Annotated in this window: 18 protein-coding genes; 7 read left to right on the top strand and 11 right to left on the bottom strand. The window is 64.4% G+C overall.

What is annotated here, in order from left to right; genetic code table 11:
• Positions 1 to 243 precede the first annotated feature (243 nt).
• From FJ951_RS22815 to FJ951_RS22830, 4 genes are all read left to right on the top strand, one after another.
• On the top strand, positions 244 to 522 hold the full coding sequence (locus FJ951_RS22815; protein ID WP_140517578.1) for a hypothetical protein: 279 nt from the start codon (positions 244 to 246) through the stop codon (positions 520 to 522).
• Between the two features lie 121 nt (positions 523 to 643).
• A complete protein-coding gene (locus FJ951_RS22820; protein WP_140517579.1) occupies positions 644 to 1819 on the top strand; it encodes an efflux RND transporter periplasmic adaptor subunit in 1176 nt (391 codons plus the stop codon).
• 75 nt (positions 1820 to 1894) lie between these two features.
• On the top strand, positions 1895 to 5071 hold the full coding sequence (locus FJ951_RS22825; protein WP_140517580.1) for an efflux RND transporter permease subunit: 3177 nt from the start codon (positions 1895 to 1897) through the stop codon (positions 5069 to 5071).
• 97 nt (positions 5072 to 5168) lie between these two features.
• Positions 5169 to 5327 carry a DUF3309 family protein gene (locus FJ951_RS22830; protein ID WP_140493366.1) on the top strand — a complete coding sequence of 53 codons (159 nt, stop codon included), beginning with the start codon at positions 5169 to 5171 and terminating at the stop codon, positions 5325 to 5327.
• Positions 5328 to 5383: 56 nt separating this feature from the next.
• Here the strand turns inward: FJ951_RS22830 and FJ951_RS22835 are convergent, their stop codons facing one another.
• Positions 5384 to 6340, bottom strand: coding sequence for an SDR family oxidoreductase (locus FJ951_RS22835; protein ID WP_140517581.1), 957 nt, complete (start codon positions 6338 to 6340; stop codon positions 5384 to 5386).
• Between the two features lie 68 nt (positions 6341 to 6408).
• A complete protein-coding gene (locus FJ951_RS22840; RefSeq protein ID WP_140517582.1) occupies positions 6409 to 6618 on the bottom strand; it encodes a DUF680 domain-containing protein in 210 nt (69 codons plus the stop codon).
• Positions 6619 to 6734: 116 nt separating this feature from the next.
• Between FJ951_RS22840 and FJ951_RS22845 the strand changes: the two genes are divergently transcribed.
• Positions 6735 to 7649 carry a LysR family transcriptional regulator gene (locus tag FJ951_RS22845; RefSeq protein ID WP_140517583.1) on the top strand — a complete coding sequence of 305 codons (915 nt, stop codon included), beginning with the start codon at positions 6735 to 6737 and terminating at the stop codon, positions 7647 to 7649.
• Here FJ951_RS22845 and FJ951_RS22850 read toward each other — a convergent pair.
• The 3 genes from FJ951_RS22850 to FJ951_RS22860 all read right to left on the bottom strand — a co-directional run bounded on the left by FJ951_RS22850 (position 7607) and on the right by FJ951_RS22860 (position 10033).
• Positions 7607 to 8788 (bottom strand): MFS transporter, encoded by a 1182-nt coding sequence (locus FJ951_RS22850; RefSeq protein ID WP_140517584.1) that lies wholly within the window; start codon positions 8786 to 8788, stop codon positions 7607 to 7609. The two genes, FJ951_RS22845 and FJ951_RS22850, sit on opposite strands and share 43 nt — an antisense overlap.
• Before the next feature lie 128 nt (positions 8789 to 8916).
• Positions 8917 to 9225 (bottom strand): DUF1244 domain-containing protein, encoded by a 309-nt coding sequence (locus FJ951_RS22855; RefSeq protein WP_140517585.1) that lies wholly within the window; start codon positions 9223 to 9225, stop codon positions 8917 to 8919.
• A 10-nt stretch (positions 9226 to 9235) separates the two neighbouring features.
• Complete coding sequence (locus tag FJ951_RS22860; protein ID WP_140517586.1) at positions 9236 to 10033, bottom strand: N-formylglutamate amidohydrolase; 798 nt, start codon at positions 10031 to 10033, stop codon at positions 9236 to 9238.
• A 288-nt stretch (positions 10034 to 10321) separates the two neighbouring features.
• On the opposite strand from FJ951_RS22860, the gene FJ951_RS22865 reads away from it, so the two are divergent.
• On the top strand, positions 10322 to 10768 hold the full coding sequence (locus FJ951_RS22865; RefSeq protein ID WP_246671773.1) for a DUF1036 domain-containing protein: 447 nt from the start codon (positions 10322 to 10324) through the stop codon (positions 10766 to 10768).
• Positions 10765 to 12198, top strand: a complete 1434-nt coding sequence (pyk, locus tag FJ951_RS22870; protein ID WP_140493391.1) for a pyruvate kinase — start codon at positions 10765 to 10767, stop codon at positions 12196 to 12198. Before FJ951_RS22865 ends, pyk begins: the two co-directional genes overlap by 4 nt.
• Positions 12199 to 12213: 15 nt before the next feature.
• Here the strand turns inward: pyk and FJ951_RS22875 are convergent, their stop codons facing one another.
• The 6 genes from FJ951_RS22875 to purE form a co-directional block, all read right to left on the bottom strand.
• On the bottom strand, positions 12214 to 12678 hold the full coding sequence (locus tag FJ951_RS22875) for a hypothetical protein (RefSeq protein ID WP_140517587.1): 465 nt from the start codon (positions 12676 to 12678) through the stop codon (positions 12214 to 12216).
• Positions 12679 to 12730: 52 nt separating this feature from the next.
• The gene (locus tag FJ951_RS22880; RefSeq protein ID WP_140517588.1) at positions 12731 to 13798 is read right to left on the bottom strand and encodes an alpha/beta hydrolase; all 1068 of its coding nucleotides are present in this window, start codon (positions 13796 to 13798) and stop codon (positions 12731 to 12733) included.
• 113 nt (positions 13799 to 13911) lie between these two features.
• Positions 13912 to 14550, bottom strand: coding sequence for a hypothetical protein (locus FJ951_RS22885; RefSeq protein WP_140517589.1), 639 nt, complete (start codon positions 14548 to 14550; stop codon positions 13912 to 13914).
• 108 nt (positions 14551 to 14658) lie between these two features.
• Positions 14659 to 14784 (bottom strand): type B 50S ribosomal protein L36, encoded by a 126-nt coding sequence (ykgO, locus tag FJ951_RS22890; RefSeq protein ID WP_125004464.1) that lies wholly within the window; start codon positions 14782 to 14784, stop codon positions 14659 to 14661.
• Between the two features lie 274 nt (positions 14785 to 15058).
• Positions 15059 to 16135, bottom strand: a complete 1077-nt coding sequence (locus tag FJ951_RS22895; RefSeq protein ID WP_140500470.1) for a 5-(carboxyamino)imidazole ribonucleotide synthase — start codon at positions 16133 to 16135, stop codon at positions 15059 to 15061.
• Positions 16132 to 16629 carry a 5-(carboxyamino)imidazole ribonucleotide mutase gene (purE, locus tag FJ951_RS22900; RefSeq protein WP_140517590.1) on the bottom strand — a complete coding sequence of 166 codons (498 nt, stop codon included), beginning with the start codon at positions 16627 to 16629 and terminating at the stop codon, positions 16132 to 16134. The genes FJ951_RS22895 and purE overlap by 4 nt, the downstream gene beginning before the upstream one ends.
• Between the last annotated feature and the right edge of the window lie 88 nt (positions 16630 to 16717).

A 16717-nucleotide genomic window follows, 5' to 3' on the forward strand; every position in this document is an offset into this window, starting at 1 on the left:
GCTGTTGGGCGCCATCCCTCGACCGTATCCGGAACGGTGACTGGCGGGCGAGGAATACTGCCACGAACAGCACCAGCAGGCGTTTTGTTCGAGGCTATATCATGTCTCAAGCCTAGACGGCGGAACGCGATGGAGCAGACGCATCGAGGCGACCCGTCCTCGCTCCTGGAGCATCCGGCTTGACCAGGGAACGACGCTCTGGATCAGAGTTGAACGGTCCGTTCTTCAAGCAATTCCAGTGTGTTGCGTGAAATGTCGCACGCCGGGATGGTCCGTCAGGCCGAGGTTATCATCGTGCTCGAAACCCGCGTGGGGTTGAAAATCGCCTCGCGCCGGCGTCGTGCCTCCGAGAGCAGACGCAGGCCCGGCGGCACCGGGCCTTCAACGGCCGATCATCGGTCGCCAACGAGCCCCGCTAAAGCCGCACCCTATTTGGGCAAAAAAATGCTTCGCGACGGCTATACTCTGTCCAGCTTCGCAATGCTGCTGCAACTTTCCGACTATGTTGCGTTGCAAACTTGATGTAGAAGCGCGCTTCGCCGATCACGGCAATTTGAACACGGCCTGGCGCGCACCCATATCGGCGACGCGCTCCTCGAGGAGGACGCAGTCCCGGCCAAACCCCGCAGTGGAAAAAACGACGATGCCGAAAATCAGGTTTCACAAGCTTGCTGCCATTGTTGTGCTCATCGGTTTCGCCGCCTGGATGGCGACGGGCGAGTTTTCATCCGTTGGCAGTGCCGCCGCCGACGCCCAGAGGGCGGCAGAGGCCGAAAAGGCCAAGACGCCGGAGGCCGGCAAGCCGAACACGGCGCAAGCCGAGCCGAAAGCCGCGCCGCGCACCGTCGCGGTGGTGACGCCGCCGCGCAAGACCTATGCGCGCGCTATCCGCATTTCGGGGTTGACCGAGGCCGACAAGCGGGCGGTGCTGGCAACGCGCGTAGCCGGTGTCATCGACAAACTGCCGGTCAGCCAAGGCCAGCACGTCAAGACGGGCGATCTGGTTCTGATGCTGGCGGCCGAAGAGAAAATCTCGAATGTCGACAACGCCAAGCAGTTGCTGGCGCAACGCAAGGCCGAGCTCGACGCCGCCGAACGGCTGGCCAAGACCGGCAATCTGCCGAAGCTGCAGCTCGACACGGCGCGCTCGAATTTGACCTCGGCGCAATCGATGCTGGAGACCGCGCAGGCCGAGCTCGACCGCAACGAGGTCAAGGCGCCGTTCGACGGCGTCATCGACAGGGTGCCGGTGGAACTCGGCAGCTCGGTCATGCAAGGCGGCGAGGTGGCGACCATCCTCAAGCTCGATCCGGTGATCGCCCGCGGCGAAATCAGCGAACGCGACCTGCGCTACATCAAGATCGGCGAAGAGGCCAATGTGCGCCTGGTCAACGACCAGAAGGTCACCGGCACCGTGCGGTATATCAGCCGCGACGCCTCCTCCCAGACCCGCACCTTCCGTGTCGAAGTGGCGATCCCAAATGCGGATGGCAGCATCCCCGCCGGTATGACGGCCGAGATCACGCTCAGCGCCGAGCCGACCGACGCGGTTCTGCTGCCGCGTTCGGTGGTGACGCTGGGTGACAAGGGCGATCTCGGCATCCGCGCCGTCGGCAGCGACGACAAGGTGGCCTTCTACCCGATCGACCTGGTGGACGACACGCCGAACGGTCTCGTGCTCGGCGGAATTCCGAAAGATGCGCGCATCATTGTCGCCGGCCAGGAACTGGTGAAGGAAGGCGATATCGTCAAGCCCGTCGAGGCCGACCAGGCGACCATCAACAAGCTGGTCGGCGAAGCCACCGCCGGTACGCAGTAGCGCAAAGCCCGGCGTCGGGATCTCCGGCGCCTCCCGCCAGTTCGCCGCTTCCGAAGAAACAGCAGGCATCAAGTCATGGATATCGTCAGACTCGCAATCCACAACGCCCGCCTCACAATATCCGCCCTGCTGTTCCTGCTGGCGGCGGGCTGGGTCGCCTATCAGTCGACGCCCAAGGAAGCGGAACCCGACGTTCCGATCCCGATGATGTATATCAGCCTGATCTACCAGGGCATTTCGCCGGAGGATTCGGAACGCCTTCTCCTGCGGCCGATGGAAAGCAAGCTGAAGAGCCTAAAGGGCCTCAAGGAGATGCGCTCGGCCGCCTTCCAGGGCGGCGGCTACGTGCTTGTCGAGTTCCAGCCGCAGACCAATCTGGCCACGGCGCTCCAGGACACGCGCAGCAAGGTGCAGGACGCCAAGGCCGACCTGCCGCAGGCGGCCGAGGAGCCGACGGTCAACGAGGTCAACGTTTCCGAGTTTCCGGTCCTCGTCGTCACTCTGTCGGGCGACGTGCCGGAGCGCGTGCTGACGGCGGCTGCGCGCGAACTGCGCGACCGTATCGAAGAGGTACCGGGCGTGCTGGAAGGCTCGCTGCAGGGCGCGCGCGACGATCTGGTCGAAGTGGTCATCGATCCGGTGAAGCTGTCCTCCTACGGGCTGCAGCTCGACCAGCTGATGCAAGGCGTCGGCGCCTCCAACAGCCTGGTCGCCGCCGGCAATCTCGAAGGCTCGGAAGGCAAATACGCGGTCAAGGTGCCGTCGCTGATCGAGACGCCCGAGGACGTGGCCAACCTGCCGGTCGTCGCCACACCCAACGCCGTGGTGCAGGCCAAGGACATCGCCACCATACGCTCGACCTTCAAGGACGCCGAGACGGTCACTCGCCTCGACGGCAAGCCGGCCATCGCCATCGAGGTGAAGAAGCGCATCGGCGCCAACCTGATCGACACGCTGAACCATGTCAGGGAGGTGTCCGACACCTTCATCAAGACGATGCCCGAAGGCATGCATGTCACCTACACGCAGGACAAGTCGGTCTTCGTCAACCAGCTCTTGGGTGACCTCCAGAACCACGTCATGATCGCCGTGATCCTGGTGTTCATCGTCATTCTCTACGCGCTGTCGGGCCGCGCCTCGCTGCTCATCGGGCTGGCCATACCATCGTCCTTCCTGATCGGCATATTGCTGCTTGCCATGATGGGCTACACGATCAACATGATCGTGCTGTTCAGCCTCATCCTGGCTGTCGGCATGCTGGTCGACGACGCCATCATCGTCACCGAGTTCGCCGAGCGGCGCATGAGCGAAGGCATGCCGAAGGCGGATGCCTTCGCGCTCGCCGCCAAGCGCATGGCCGGCCCGGTCATCGCGGCGACGATGACGCGCATCGCCGCGTTCTCGCCGCTGCTGTTCTGGCCCGGCATCATCGGCGACTTCATGAAATACATGCCGATCACGCTGATCGTCACGCTGTCGGCCTCGATGCTCTATGCGCTGGTGTTCGCGCCGACGCTGGGCGCGATCTTCGCCAAGGCGCCGAAGCATCACGAGGACGACAACCGCGACGGCTGGTACATGGCCATCGTCAAGCAGGCGGTGCGCTTCCCGATCACCGTCCTGGTGCTCACCGTGGCGCTGCTGTTCGGCGTCGGCTACGCCTATTCGAAATACGGCGCCGGCGTCGAGTTCTTCCCCAGCGTCGAGCCGGACTACGGCCTGCTCTACGTGCATGCGCGCGGCAATCTTTCGCTGGCCGAGATGGATGCCGCCACCAGGACGGCGGAGAACAGGCTGCTCGGCTGGCCGGGCGTAAAATCGGTCTATACACGCGCCGGCAAGACTCAGGGCGGCGGCCAGGACATTCCCGAGGACGTCGTCGGCGTGATCCAGTACGAGTTCGTCGACTGGCGCGAGCGCAAATCCGCCAACCAGATCCTCAGCGACCTGCGCGGCGTCATGGCCGGCATTCCCGGCGTCGACGTCGAGGTGCGCGTGCCGGAGGCCGGCCCGCCGACCGGCAAGCCGATCCAGATCAGGCTTTCGGCCGCCGATCCCGCCGGGCTCGACGACAAGGCGCGCGAAGTGGCGGCGCGGATCGCCAAGGTGCCCAACGTCATCGACATTTCGGACGGCCTGCCGCCGCCCGGCGTCGACTGGGCGCTCGAGGTCGACCGCGCCAAGGCCGCCCAATACGGCATCAGCCCGACCTCGGTCGGCACCGTGGTGCAGCTGGTGACCAACGGCTTGAAGCTGTCGGAATACCGGCCGGCGGGCGCGGACGATGCCGTCGACATCCGCCTGCGCCTTCCGGAAGACCGGCGCACGCTGTCGACGCTCGACGAACTCAGGGTGCAGACGTCGCAAGGGTCGGTGCCGATCTCGAACTTCGTCGTGCGCAAGCCCGAGCCGACGGTCGGCATCCTCAACCGCATCGACGGCGCGCGCACCGTCGTGGTGCAGGCCAATGTCGCCGCCGGAGCGCAGGTCGCCGCCGTACAGGAGCAGGTGACCAAGGCGGTCTCGGACATGGATCTCGGCAGCGGCATCCGCTGGAAGCTCGCCGGCTCCAACGAGGACAGCGCGGAAGCGAGCGCCTTCCTCAGCAAGGCCTTCGGCGCGGCGATCTTCCTGATCTTCCTGGTGCTGCTGGCGCAGTTCAACAAGTTCACCAGCGTCTGGCTGGTGCTGTCCTGCGTGGTCATGGCGACGATCGGCGTGTTCCTGGGCCTGCTTCTGACAGGCGAAGCGTTCGGCATCGTCATGTCGGGCATCGGCGTCATCGCGCTGGCCGGCGTGGTGGTCAACAACAATATCGTGCTGATCGACACCTATGACCGGCTGCGCGAGGAGGGCTGGGACAAGATGGAAGCGGTGCTGCAGACCTGCCGCGAGCGTGCCCGCCCGGTGGTGCTGACGGCGGTTTCGGCTATCCTCGGCGTGCTGCCGATCGCCTTCGGCCTCGGCCTCGAGATCTTCCATCATGAGACGACGATCAACGCGCCTTCGACGCAATGGTGGATTTCGCTGTCCTCGGCGATCGTGTTCGGCCTGTCCTTCGCCACCGTGCTGACGCTGGTGGTGACGCCGTCGATGCTGATGGTGTTCACCCGCGCCAAGGTCAAGCCAGGCGCGCGGCGAGGGTGGTTCAGCCGGCTGTTGCGACGCGGCAAGGGAGAGATCTCGCCGCAGGAGCCAGCAGCCGATGGCGACGCCGAGCCGGCAATCGCCTTCCCGAAGGCCGCCGAATAGAGCGGTTTCGCAAGCCAGGTCAAAAGGCAGCCCGGGAACTACCGGGCGGCCTTTTGCATTGTTCCCTCGGATTCAACCAGACGGCGAGGGCTCTAAAATGACGATCAGCACGATTCTCATCATCATCCTGATCCTGATCCTGATTGGCGCGGTGCCGGCTTGGCCGCATTCGCGCTCCTGGGGTTACGGGCCGTCGGGCATCGTCGGCGTCGTCCTCGTCGTGGTGCTTATCCTGCTTCTGATGGGCCGGATCTGACCGGCACCGATTTGCGGCCGAGCACGCCGTTGCCGTCTTTTCGGCACGCTCGGCAGTCACGCTGCTTGGTGGGCCGGCCCGACGGCGACGCCGATATCCTGCAACGCTTCATGCACCGCCTGGTCCAGGTGTGTATGCGGGATTTCGCCGATGACCTCGTTCAGTCGCGCCGAGACCAGCCGGTGCGCTTCGAAGCGCAGATAGGACATCGAGACGATCTCGCGCCACATCGCCACGAACGGGCTGCCGGCGCGCAGCACCCACCACGGCATGAAGCTTAGTTTAAGCTTGCGTCCGAGCGCCTTTTCGGCGGCCGCCTTGATCTCGATGTCGGTGACGGCATGGCCCGGAAAATTCAGCGCCTCGTAAGAGCCGAGTTTGTCGAGATTGCGCGCCAGCGCAACGAAACCGACTGCGAAATCCGGCAGATAGGCCCATTCATGCACCAGATCGGCCGGGCCGGGCGCGGTGTAGATGCCCTTGCTCATCTTGGCGGCGACGACGAGGTCGAACCAGGAGCCGCTGCCGGTGCCGCCGAAGAAATCGCCGGCGCGCAGAATGATCGTGCGCACCCGACCCGCCTCAGCTTCACGGCGGAACAGCTCCTCCATGGCGCAGCGGATCCGCCCTTTCTCGGTCGTCGGATGGAACGGCGTGTCTTCCGTGATCACCGCCGGCATCGGCGAGCCATAATTGTAGACGGTGCCGGGGAAGAGATGCAGCGTGCCGTTGGCTCGGCAGGCGGTCATGACATTCTCGGCCATCGGCAGGCACTTGCCCCAGTCGGTGTAGATCGGGTTCAGACCGTTGAAAATGATGTCGACGCCCTGCGTGGCGCGGATCAGAGACTCGCCGTCCAGCGCATCGCCGGCGACGGCCGTCGCGCCTGCAAGCTCAGCCGGCACCTTGCCGGTGCGGGTGATGGCGCGGACATCATAGCCCGCATCGATGAAGGCCTTGGCGACCACGCGGCCGAGCCGGCCATTGGCGCCGAGGATTGCAATCTTGGTCATTCTTCGTCTCCTGTTTGCTGTGAAGCGACGGGACAAGCCCACCGCCTTGGGGATATCTCGGCGTCTGTTCAGCGGTTGCCGAAGAGGTCGCGGTTGCTGCCTGGGACGACCGGCTTCCGGATGATTGCATTCGACTTCTCGATCGATGTGGTGATCGTCTTGTCTCTGCTGGCGACAGGCGTCTGGCTGGCATTGTTCGAGCCGAACTTGTCGCTGCTTGCGAAAGCGGCGTTGGCGGCGATGAGGAGGGCAGCGGCGGTGAGTGCAATCCTGGTCATTTGGGTTACTCCTGATTGGCTTGTTGCAGGGCGTATCGATGTTTGCAGGCCGAATATGATTGCCTCACCAATGAATTGAAATTGACCATGTGTGCAGTTCTGATATTCATTTTTGAATGGCCGATATCGACTGGAACCTGATCAAGAGCTTCGTCACGGTCGCTGAGACCGGCAGCCTGTCGGCCGCGGCGAGAAAGCTATCGGCAAGCCAGCCGACGCTTGGCCGCCACATCTCGGAACTAGAACAAGCGCTCGGCGTCATCCTGTTCCGGCGCGGGCGAAGCGGCTACGCGCTGACCGAAGCCGGGGCCACTCTGTTCGAGCGCGGCAAGGCGGTGAGCGAGCAGGCGAGCGCTTTTTCACGGCTGGCGCTGGGTTCGGTCGAGGCTATCGAAGGCACTGTGCGCATCGCCGCCAGCGAGGTGGTGGCGGCCTATGTGCTGCCGGACATGACGGCGCGGCTCGGCATCGAGGAGCCTGGCATCGAGGTCGAGATCGTCGCTTCAAACCAGGTCGAGAACCTGCTGCGCCGGGATGCCGACATCGCCATCCGCATGGTCAAGCCGACACAGAACGAGTTGGTGGCGCGCAAGGTCTGCGATATCGCGCTCTGCGCCTGTGCTTCCCTAGCCTATCTCGACCGGTGCGGCCGCCCGCGCGAGCCGGCCGACCTGCTCGACCACGCGCTGATCGGCTTCGACCGGAGCGACGAGATGATCCGAGGCTTTACGCATTTCGGCATATCGGTCACGCGGAACAGTTTTCGCTTCCGGGCCGACAACCAGATCGTGCTTTGGGAGGCGGTGCGGGCGGGAATCGGCATCGGCCTCGGCCAGGAGCCGCTGGCCAAGCGGGACCCCCTGGTGGAGGATGTGCTGCCGGGCCTGCCGCTGCCCAAGCTGCCGGTGTGGCTGGCCATGCATCGCGACGTGCGCACCAGCGTGCGCATCCGACGCGTGGCGGATTTCCTTCACGAGGAACTGAAACGCTATTCGGCCGGCGCCGCGTCGGGAGCGAATTCGGCGCGATGAGCCAATCCGGCCATCAGCAGTACGACGATCAGCAGACCCGACATGGCGATGAAGATCGGGCCGAAGCTGGAATGCTCGGCGACGAAGCCGATCGCCGAGGGCGCCACGAGGATGCCGGAATAGCCCATCGTGGTGACCACGCTCATGCCGGTGCCCGATGACATGCCTTCCTGGTTGCCGCCGGCCGAAAAGATGATCGGCACCATATTGGCGATGCCGAAGCCGCACAGAGCGAAGGCGGAGATGGCAAGCCAGGGTGAGGGCGACAGGCCTGCGATCAGCATGCCGGCGGCAGCGATGATCGCCGAACCGCGCAACGTCGTCACGGCCCCGAAACGATTGCGCACGCCATCGCCGAAGAAACGCATGATCGCCATGACACCGGAAAAGGCGGCGTAGGCGAGACCGGCAATGGCGAGATCGGCGCCGAGTTCCTGCCTGAGATAAAGCGCTGCCCAGTCGAGTACCGCGCCTTCGGAGACCATCGTCAGCAGCGCCATCAGGCCCACGAGGTAGACCAGCGGGTTGCCCGGCAAGGTGAATTTATGATGCTCGGCAGCCTGCGGCCTGCCCTCGGCGACGATATAGGGCACCGCCGCCGCGATCGCCGCGAAGGCAAGCGCCGTCACCACCGCGGCGTGGGCGAGGTGGCCGTAATTCTGGATGGCAAAGCCGCCAAGGGCACCGCCGGCGAAACCGCCGAGGCTCCAGAAGCCATGCGAGGAGGACATGATCGCGCGCGACAGCCGCCGCTCGACCACCACCGCATTGGCGTTCATGGCGACATCCATGCCGCCGATGGAGCCGCCAAAGATGAACATGGCGACGGCAGCCAGCGGCACGTTGGGCGCCAGCGCCACGACCAGCAGGCCGAGGCTGCCGCAGAGGCCAAACCAGCGCAGCACGGTGCGCGAGCCGTGTTTCGAAATCAGGTGACCGCACCAGGTCATGGCGGTGACGGCGCCGGCGCCGAACAGCAGGATCAAAAGCCCCAGAGTGAACTTGGAAATGTCCAGGCGGGTCAGGAACACCGGGATCTGCGGCGCCCAGCTGCCGGTCAGGAAGCCGTTGGCGAGGAAGATGGCCGCCACGGCCCAGCGGCCGCGAATGGCGGTCTGCATTGCATTCGACGCGTTCATAGGCGAATCCGGTTAGAAAGTGACTTTGCGCGGCAAATTAGATCGATTCAATTTCCAGTCAAGCGCTGCGCTCGGGAAGCATTTGGGCCAAACCGACGCTTAAGGTAATCGAGGACGTGAGAGACCATCTAGTGGTCTCTGGGTCGCCTGGCCTCGAATTCGGCCTTCTTGGCGTCGGACGCTTCGGTCTGGTGCAGCGCCTGCCACTGCGCGTAAGGCATGCCGTAGACGATCTCGCGCGACTGGTCCTTGCTGAGATCGACGCCTTCGGCTTCCGCGGCCTCGCGATACCAGTTCGACAGGCAGTTGCGGCAGAAGCCGGCGAGATTCATCAAATCGATGTTCTGCACGTCGCCGCGCTCACGCAAATGCGCCACCAGCCTGCGAAAGGCGGCGGCCTCGAAGTCGCGTTTCTGTTCGTCGCTGAGTTCGGTCATCGAAACCTCCTCATAACGGCCCGGTGCGTGAGCCGAACATCTTCACTTGGTGTATATCGGGACGGCGATCGATCGCGTCAACGATCGGCGCCAGACGCTCAGCCCACGAAAGCGCATCCCCGCTGGTCGCGATCAGGTCCTGGCGGATTTCGATCAGCGCGTGGGCATAGCCGTTGACGATGGCGTGCCTGAACATGGTGTCGCCCCGCAGCGCGCCGTCATAGGGCTCGTTGTCGCCGACAACGAGGTTTTTGTCAGCGGCCAGCATGTCGATCAGCGGCCGCGCCACGCGGTCGTCGCGGTCCCACAGCACGCCGACATGCCACGGCCGCTGCCTGCCCTGCATGACCGGCGTGAAGGAATGCACGGAGAAGATGAAGGGTGCCTTGCCGGAAGCCTGCGCGACCGAGGCGATCATGGCGCCGACGGCGTCGTGATAGGGCCGGTAGAAGCGGTCAAGCCGCCTTTTGCGCTCCTCCGGGGCGAGGGGATAGTTTCCCGTCACGACGGTGCCGTCATAGAGCTGACGGATCAGCGTCGGATCATCCTCGCCGCGATTGGGATCGATCAGCAGCCGCGAAAAATTGGCGAGCACCGCTGGCACATCGAGCAACGCAGCGAGTTCGCGCGTCACCGCCTCGACGCCGATGTCATAGGCGATGTGGCGGTCGAATGCGGCCGCCGGCAGGCCAAGGCTGCCATAGTCTTCAGGCAGGTCGCGGCGGGCATGGTCGGCCAACAGCACCACGCCCCGCTTGCGGTCGCCCTCGACGACATCGAAAGGCGCGAAAACTGTGGATCGGGTCATTGGCGGGAAATGGTCTGTTCGCTGGCTTCCGGGGAGGATGCTATCGTCTTTCCACGAAGACGACGCGGGCGCAATGCCGTTGTTTGGCCAAGGTTTCCGCTGAAATCTGGCAAGGGGCGACGGATCGCGCGCCGGGAGCCTTCTTAAATCGATTGGAATTGGACAAAACGGCGCGTTGACATGCGCCCGGACTTTTCCGAAAAGGGGCGCAGAGAGATGCTGATGTGGTTCTTGAGGGGTTTCAGGATGAGTTCCGCGGGCGGGCGGCGCGTGCGCTTCGCCTTCGCCATGCCGCTCCTGCCGCTCGCCGTGGGTTTGTCCGCGATGGTTGCGGCCTCGCCCGCCCGCGCTGATTTCCGCGTCTGCAACGCGACGCAAAACCTGGTCGGCGTCGGCATCGGCTATCGTGCCAAGGCCGGCTGGATCACCGAGGGCTGGTGGCACATCGAAGGATCGAGTTGCAAGACGCTGATCGAAGGGCCGCTGTCATCAAGGTTTTACTATCTTTATGCAGAAGACGCCGAACGCGGCGGACGCTGGGACGGCCCGATCAACATGTGCGTGGCTGAAAAAGAGTTCAAGATCGCCGGCGTCACCGATTGCGTCGCCCGGGGCTTCCAGCGCGCCGGATTCCAGGAATACGACACGGGCGAGCAGGCAAGCTGGATGGTCCAGCTAACCGACGACCCCGCAACGGGAGGCGCGCCAGCCGCCCCGGGAACAAACAGTCAATGAGACGCAGCCGCAAGGTCAAGATCCTAGCCACCATCGGTCCGGCCTCCTCTTCCGAGGAAATGCTGAAGAAGCTGTTCGAAGCGGGCGCCGATGTGTTCCGTATCAACATGAGCCATACCGATCACGAGTTGATGCGCACGCTCGTCGGACGCATCCGCGCCGTCGAGGAGACGGTCGGAAGGCCGATCGGCATCCTTGCCGACCTGCAAGGACCCAAGCTGCGCGTCGGCAAGTTCGCCAACGGCAAGGAGGTGCTGACCGTCGGCCAGACCTTCACGCTCGACGACAATCCCGAGCCCGGCACCGCGGCCAGGGTCTATCTGCCGCATCCCGAAATCCTGAGTTCGGTCGAGGCCGGTCACCGGCTGCTGATCGACGACGGAAAGCTGGAGCTGAAAGCGGTGAAGGCCAATGGCAAGGCGATCGTCTGCACCGTCGTTGCCGGCACGACGATTTCCGACAGAAAGGGCGTCAGCCTGCCCGATACCGACCTGCCGGTCGGCGCGCTGACCGAGAAGGACCGCAGGGATCTCGACGCGGTGCTCGCCACCGGCGTCGACTGGATAGCGCTGTCCTTCGTGCAGCGGCCGGAGGACCTGGCCGAAGCGCGCAAGATCGCACGCGGCCGGGCGCTGATCATGGCCAAGATCGAGAAGCCGCAGGCGGTTGCCCGTCTGGCCGAAATCATTGAACTCTCAGACGCGCTGATGGTCGCGCGCGGCGATCTCGGCGTCGAGATGCCGCTGGAAGCCGTGCCCGGGATCCAGAAGCAGATCACGCGCGCAGCGCGCCGCGCCGGCAAGCCGGTGGTGGTCGCCACGCAGATGCTGGAATCGATGATCACCGCGCCCGTGCCGACCCGCGCGGAAGTCTCCGACGTTTCGATCGCCGTCTTCGAAGGCGCCGACGCCATCATGCTTTCGGCCGAATCGGCCGCGGGCGCCTATCCGGTGGAAGCGGTGGCGATGATGAACCGCATCGCCACCAAGGTGGAAACCGATCCGACCTATGCAGGCATCATCAACGCCCAGCGTTCCGAGCCTGAAGCAACCGGCGCCGATGCGATCTCGCTGGCGGCCCGCGAAATCGCCGAGACGCTGAAACTGTCGGCGATCATCACCTACACGGCTTCCGGCACCACGGGCCTGCGCGCCGCGCGCGAGCGCCCGCAGGTGCCGATCGTGGCCCTGTCGCCGATCGTCAACACGGCGCGGCGGCTGTCGCTGCTGTGGGGCACGCACTGCGTCGTCTCCCCCGATGCCACCGATCTCGACGACATGGTCGATCGCGCCTGCCGCATCGCGCTTGAAGAGGAATTCGGCAAGCCCGGCGACCGCGTCATCATCACCGCCGGCGTGCCGCTAAGGACGCCCGGTTCGACCAATATGCTGCGCATCGCCTATGTCGGTTCGGACTTGGGCACCCGATAAGCCCGCCCCAGGGCTTCACCGCGTTGCGATCTTGAGAGCTCTTGTTGCCGCTGCGGCGTGGTCAATGCGCTGAAGGAAGCGACGCGCGCGGGGTATGGGATCTTGCAGATATTGATCCGGTCCCCGCATCTTTCGCCGATTAAGTTCGGCAGTGTCGAGCAGATCGAAATCGACCTTTTCCAGCGTGCAGTGCCAGTCGGCGCTATGCGAAGCCCATCCTCGTTTGTGGTGTTCCAGAAGCCGTTCGCGGCTGGAATAGCCATGGTGGTCGAAGGCGATCACGCCGTTGGTCACATAGATATGGTTTCCGTAGTGGTTCCCGCTTGGAATGATCCGCTCGCCGTAAAATCCGTCCAGGGGAGGATAGCTGAGAAAGACGCCCGCAAGGATGGGGCAGGCGCCGTAACCGAAGAAGATGCGGTCCGGCAGCGCCCAGAATTTTTCGGGATTTTTCTTTATGCCGTGTTTCAGGACGTACATGCCGCTCTGGCCCCGATACCGTTTTTCGACGACCGTTGTCGGAAGACGCACATCAGGTCGGCGCCAACTCCGCTTCGGGTTCCTTGAGGTCGGCGCATTTTCCGGCGCCATAGGCATCGCCGGCGATCCGCGCTTCCACCGCCCTTGCCATCGCCTCCAGATCCACGCTCCTGCCGGCGGCCTTCTCGATAGCGCCAACGACCAGATCAGACGCGATCCAGTCCGGCTTGTGGCCGAGATTGCGCACCCAGACCAGTTTGGCGCCGGCAATGTTGCGCTCGAGGCCGACCGAATGGATATGGGCGTAGACGACCTTGTCTCGATTGCCCGAGATGACCACGGTCGGCGCCTTGATCTCGGCGTAGCGCGGCGCGGCCCCAAGCGCATAGCGGTAGAGGCCGGCGACATCGCTGGCATTTGCGCGGAAGGCCGACGGTCTCAGCACCAGCGGGATCGAGGCCTCGGCGACATAATTGTCCGGCACTTTGTTGGGCGAGAAGACGCAGGTCGTAGCGTCGGCGATCCGCAGCATTCCTGCCGGATAGCTCAGCGTTTCGGAGAACAGCCGGCCGATCACCGGAATGGTGGTCAGGTCGTAGTACCAGGCGGTTGCGCCGCCGGGCCACGGATGGGTTGCCGGTGCCAGGAATACCAGCCCGAGCGTCTTGTCGGCATGCTCGCGGCCGAAGGCGGTCGTCACCGCGCCACCGAAGGAATGGCCGACGATGATAGCCTGCTTCATACCGAGATGGTCCATCAGCGCGGCGACGGTGTCGGCCTGCGACCACGGATCCTCGTTGTTGCCGGGCCCGCGTCCCGACCAACCGAATCCCGGCCGGTCGAAGAACAGCAATTCGGCGCGCCCTTCAAGCAACGGCCTGAGCGGCAGCATCTGATCCCTGAGATTGGCGCTGGCGCCGTGGATGAAGACAACAGGCGGCAGGTCGGCCTTGGCGGGGCCAGGAACGTGGACATAGTGGATGCGCGCGCCATCGATGTCGACGAATTCGCCGACGGCCGGGTTGCGGCGCTCGATCAGCCAGGAGCCGACGCGGGTGATGCCGACAAATCCAAAGACAAGTGCCAGAAGGAAGGCAAAGGCGGCATAGAGCAGGTTCATGTGGGATATACGAGAAGGAATAGGGGAATAGGGGAATAGGGGAATAGGGGGAGTATTTCCGGGCGATCTCTTTCCTACTGCCTTACTGCCTTATTCCCCTACTGCCTTAAATATCAAATGCCTTCGCCGGCGAGTTCTTCCGAAAGCGTACCGACTTGATCCTGGGCGCTGCGCAGCATCGGATAGATGGCAAGGACCTTCTGCCAAGCCTCGAGCGCCGATTGCTTGCGTCCGGTCACGGTCATGATCTGTGCCAGGCCCGACAGCGCGCCGAAATGGCGTGGTTCGAGTTGCAGCGTATGGTCGATGTCGGACATCGACTTGCCGTAGTTCTTCATTATGAAATGCACCGTGGCGCGCCGGTTCCAGCCCTCGGCATAGGCCGGCTGCAAGGTGACCACCTGGTCGAGGAAATCGAGCGCGACGTCGAACTTCTGGTTCTCGATCGCCTTCTGCGACCATTGCATCATCAGGTCGATCGAGGCGCTGCCCGACTGGGACCATTCGCTCCAGATGATGCCGGCGATACGCTCTGCCGCCTTTTCGTTGCGCTCGCGCTTGAGATCGGCAAACAGCTTGTCGAGCCGGGCCTCCCTGTTCATTGCGGGAGGCGGGGCTTGCGGCACTGGCTGGGCATCCGGAGGCGCCGGCTCCGGGGCCGCTTGCACAGCGGCCCGGTCATCGGCCCGAGCCGGCAACGAGACGGCGCTGCAAAAAAGAAGGACCGTCAAAAATGCAAAAAGAATCCGCATCGCCCGAATCTAGTCCCGGGCGGCGGAACGTCAAACTGATTTTAGCGTGAACGGCCGGCGGACCGACGATAAACACCAACTGCGGAGGCAAAAGCCTCGCGACGAAGCTCAGCCCTGGCGCGCCTTATAGCGGGGGGCGGTCTTGTTGATGATGTAGACGCGGCCCTTGCGGCGAACCAGACGGTTGTCGCGATGACGCGCCTTCAGCGCCTTGAGCGAATTCTTGATCTTCATGGTCTTGCCTGTCGGTGTGGACCCGGTCCGGGTCGAAATTTTAAGGCGCGCCAGAAGACGCGCCTTTGAACTGTGGGTGGCTCATAAACGAGGAGCCTTGTCCGTGTCAACCGCAAGCATGCCCGGTAGCGGAGATGAATGCCCGGTGTCGTCAAATATCCGCAATCGGCCAATGGCTCGGCACCGGCTGGTATGATGTGGTGGTCGCCACGTGACTTGAGAACGCCATGCGCCGAGTTTTCCTGCCCGGTAGCTCGCGGCGTCGAGATTGCTGTCAGGCGCGGCGGCTGATCCGGGTGAAATGACCCATCTTGCGGCCGGGCCGCGCTGCGGCCTTGCCGTAGAGATGCAGCATCAGGTCGGGCTCCGCCAGCAATTCCGGAACGCGCGAGATATTGTCGCCGATCAGGTTCTCCATCACGCAGTCGGAATGGTGTCGCGGGTCGCCGAGCGGCAGCCCGGCCACGGCGCGGATATGCTGCTCGAACTGCGAAACGGTGCAGGCGGCTTCCGTCCAGTGGCCTGAATTGTGGACGCGCGGCGCGATCTCGTTGGCCAGCAGCGAGCCATCGGCCAGCACGAAGAACTCGACGCCGATGACGCCGACATAGTCGAGCGCCGACAGGATCTTCACCGCCGCTGTCCGGGCCGCCTCGGCTGTCCGGGGCGCGATCGCGGCCGGCACGGTCGATGTGTGGAGAATGCCGTTGCGGTGGACGTTCTCGGCCGGATCGTAGGCGGCGACGACGCCATCGATGCCGCGCGCGGCGATGACGGAGACTTCGCGCTCAAAGGAAACGAAGGCCTCGAGGACCAGCGGCACGCTGCCCATGGCCTCGCAGGTGCCGGCGAAGCCGCCGGCTTGCATGTCACGGAAGACGCGCTGGCCCTTGCCGTCATAGCCCATGCGCCGCGTCTTCAATATGCCGCTGCCGCCAAAGGATTTCAGCGCTGCGGTCAGCTCGCCGTCATTGTCGACCGCGCGGAAATCCGCCGTGGCAATGCCGATGCCGTTGAGAAATGTCTTTTCGGTCACCCGGTCCTGCGCCACATCAAGCGCGCGCGCAGGCGGATAGACCGGCACCTTTGCGGCGAGCGCCTCGGCGGCGGCAACCGGAACGTTCTCGAATTCATAGGTGACGACGGCACTTGCCTCGGCCAATTCGGCAAGCGCGGCGGGGTCATCGTAGGCGGCCGTGACCTGACGGTTGGCGACCTGTGCCGCGGGGCAATCCGGCTGCGGCTCCAGCACCACGGTGCGGTAGCCGAGGCGAGCGGCCGCCATTGCCAGCATGCGGCCGAGCTGGCCGCCGCCGATGATGCCGATGGTCGATCCGGCGGGCAGGCTCATTGCGTGTCCGTGGGTTCGGCCGCGACCTTGGCGGTCTGCGAGGCGCGCCAGGCATCGAGCCGCCCGGCAAGCTTGTCGTCGTTGAGCGCCAGCACGGCGGCGGCCAACAGAGCCGCATTGGCCGCACCGGCCTTGCCGATGGCCAGCGTTCCCACCGGAATGCCGGCCGGCATCTGGACGATGGACAGCAGCGAATCCTGTCCCGACAGGGCCTTGGATTCCACCGGCACGCCGAACACCGGCAGCGGTGTCATCGCCGCCGTCATGCCGGGCAGGTGCGCCGCACCGCCGGCACCGGCGATGATGACCTTGTAGCCGGCGGCCTTGGCGCCCTTGGCGAAGGCGTAGAGCCGGTCGGGAGTGCGGTGCGCCGAGACGATCAGCCGTTTGTGCGGGATGCCAAGCGCCTCCAGTGTCTCGGCGGCATGGCGCATGGTCGCCCAGTCGGACTGGCTGCCCATGATAATGGCGACGTCGGCGCGTTGATCGTCCAAGCTTCTGCTCCCGGCGACAAAGGCGCGCCTTAGCGGAATTCGGCGGCGGCGGCAAGGATGCGGGGCATTGCCGGGGTCCGGCCGGGAA

It is taken from the genome of Mesorhizobium sp. B2-2-3 (assembly GCF_006442405.1).
Lineage (GTDB): Bacteria > Pseudomonadota > Alphaproteobacteria > Rhizobiales > Rhizobiaceae > Mesorhizobium.

Coding starts and splice junctions, on each gene's coding strand:
- FJ951_RS22835 (WP_140517581.1), bottom strand. CDS start 6,340: ATGACCAAGATTGCAATCCTCGGCGCCAATGGCCGGCTCGGCCGCGTG.
- FJ951_RS22830 (WP_140493366.1), top strand. CDS start 5,169: ATGACGATCAGCACGATTCTCATCATCATCCTGATCCTGATCCTGATT.
- FJ951_RS22840 (WP_140517582.1), bottom strand. CDS start 6,618: ATGACCAGGATTGCACTCACCGCCGCTGCCCTCCTCATCGCCGCCAAC.
- FJ951_RS22820 (WP_140517579.1), top strand. CDS start 644: ATGCCGAAAATCAGGTTTCACAAGCTTGCTGCCATTGTTGTGCTCATC.
- ykgO (WP_125004464.1), bottom strand. CDS start 14,784: ATGAAGATCAAGAATTCGCTCAAGGCGCTGAAGGCGCGTCATCGCGAC.
- pyk (WP_140493391.1), top strand. CDS start 10,765: ATGAGACGCAGCCGCAAGGTCAAGATCCTAGCCACCATCGGTCCGGCC.
- FJ951_RS22880 (WP_140517588.1), bottom strand. CDS start 13,798: ATGAACCTGCTCTATGCCGCCTTTGCCTTCCTTCTGGCACTTGTCTTT.
- FJ951_RS22875 (WP_140517587.1), bottom strand. CDS start 12,678: ATGTACGTCCTGAAACACGGCATAAAGAAAAATCCCGAAAAATTCTGG.
- FJ951_RS22855 (WP_140517585.1), bottom strand. CDS start 9,225: ATGACCGAACTCAGCGACGAACAGAAACGCGACTTCGAGGCCGCCGCC.
- FJ951_RS22865 (WP_246671773.1), top strand. CDS start 10,322: ATGCCGCTCCTGCCGCTCGCCGTGGGTTTGTCCGCGATGGTTGCGGCC.
- FJ951_RS22885 (WP_140517589.1), bottom strand. CDS start 14,550: ATGCGGATTCTTTTTGCATTTTTGACGGTCCTTCTTTTTTGCAGCGCC.
- FJ951_RS22825 (WP_140517580.1), top strand. CDS start 1,895: ATGGATATCGTCAGACTCGCAATCCACAACGCCCGCCTCACAATATCC.
- FJ951_RS22850 (WP_140517584.1), bottom strand. CDS start 8,788: ATGAACGCGTCGAATGCAATGCAGACCGCCATTCGCGGCCGCTGGGCC.
- FJ951_RS22845 (WP_140517583.1), top strand. CDS start 6,735: ATGGCCGATATCGACTGGAACCTGATCAAGAGCTTCGTCACGGTCGCT.
- FJ951_RS22895 (WP_140500470.1), bottom strand. CDS start 16,135: ATGAGCCTGCCCGCCGGATCGACCATCGGCATCATCGGCGGCGGCCAG.
- FJ951_RS22860 (WP_140517586.1), bottom strand. CDS start 10,033: ATGACCCGATCCACAGTTTTCGCGCCTTTCGATGTCGTCGAGGGCGAC.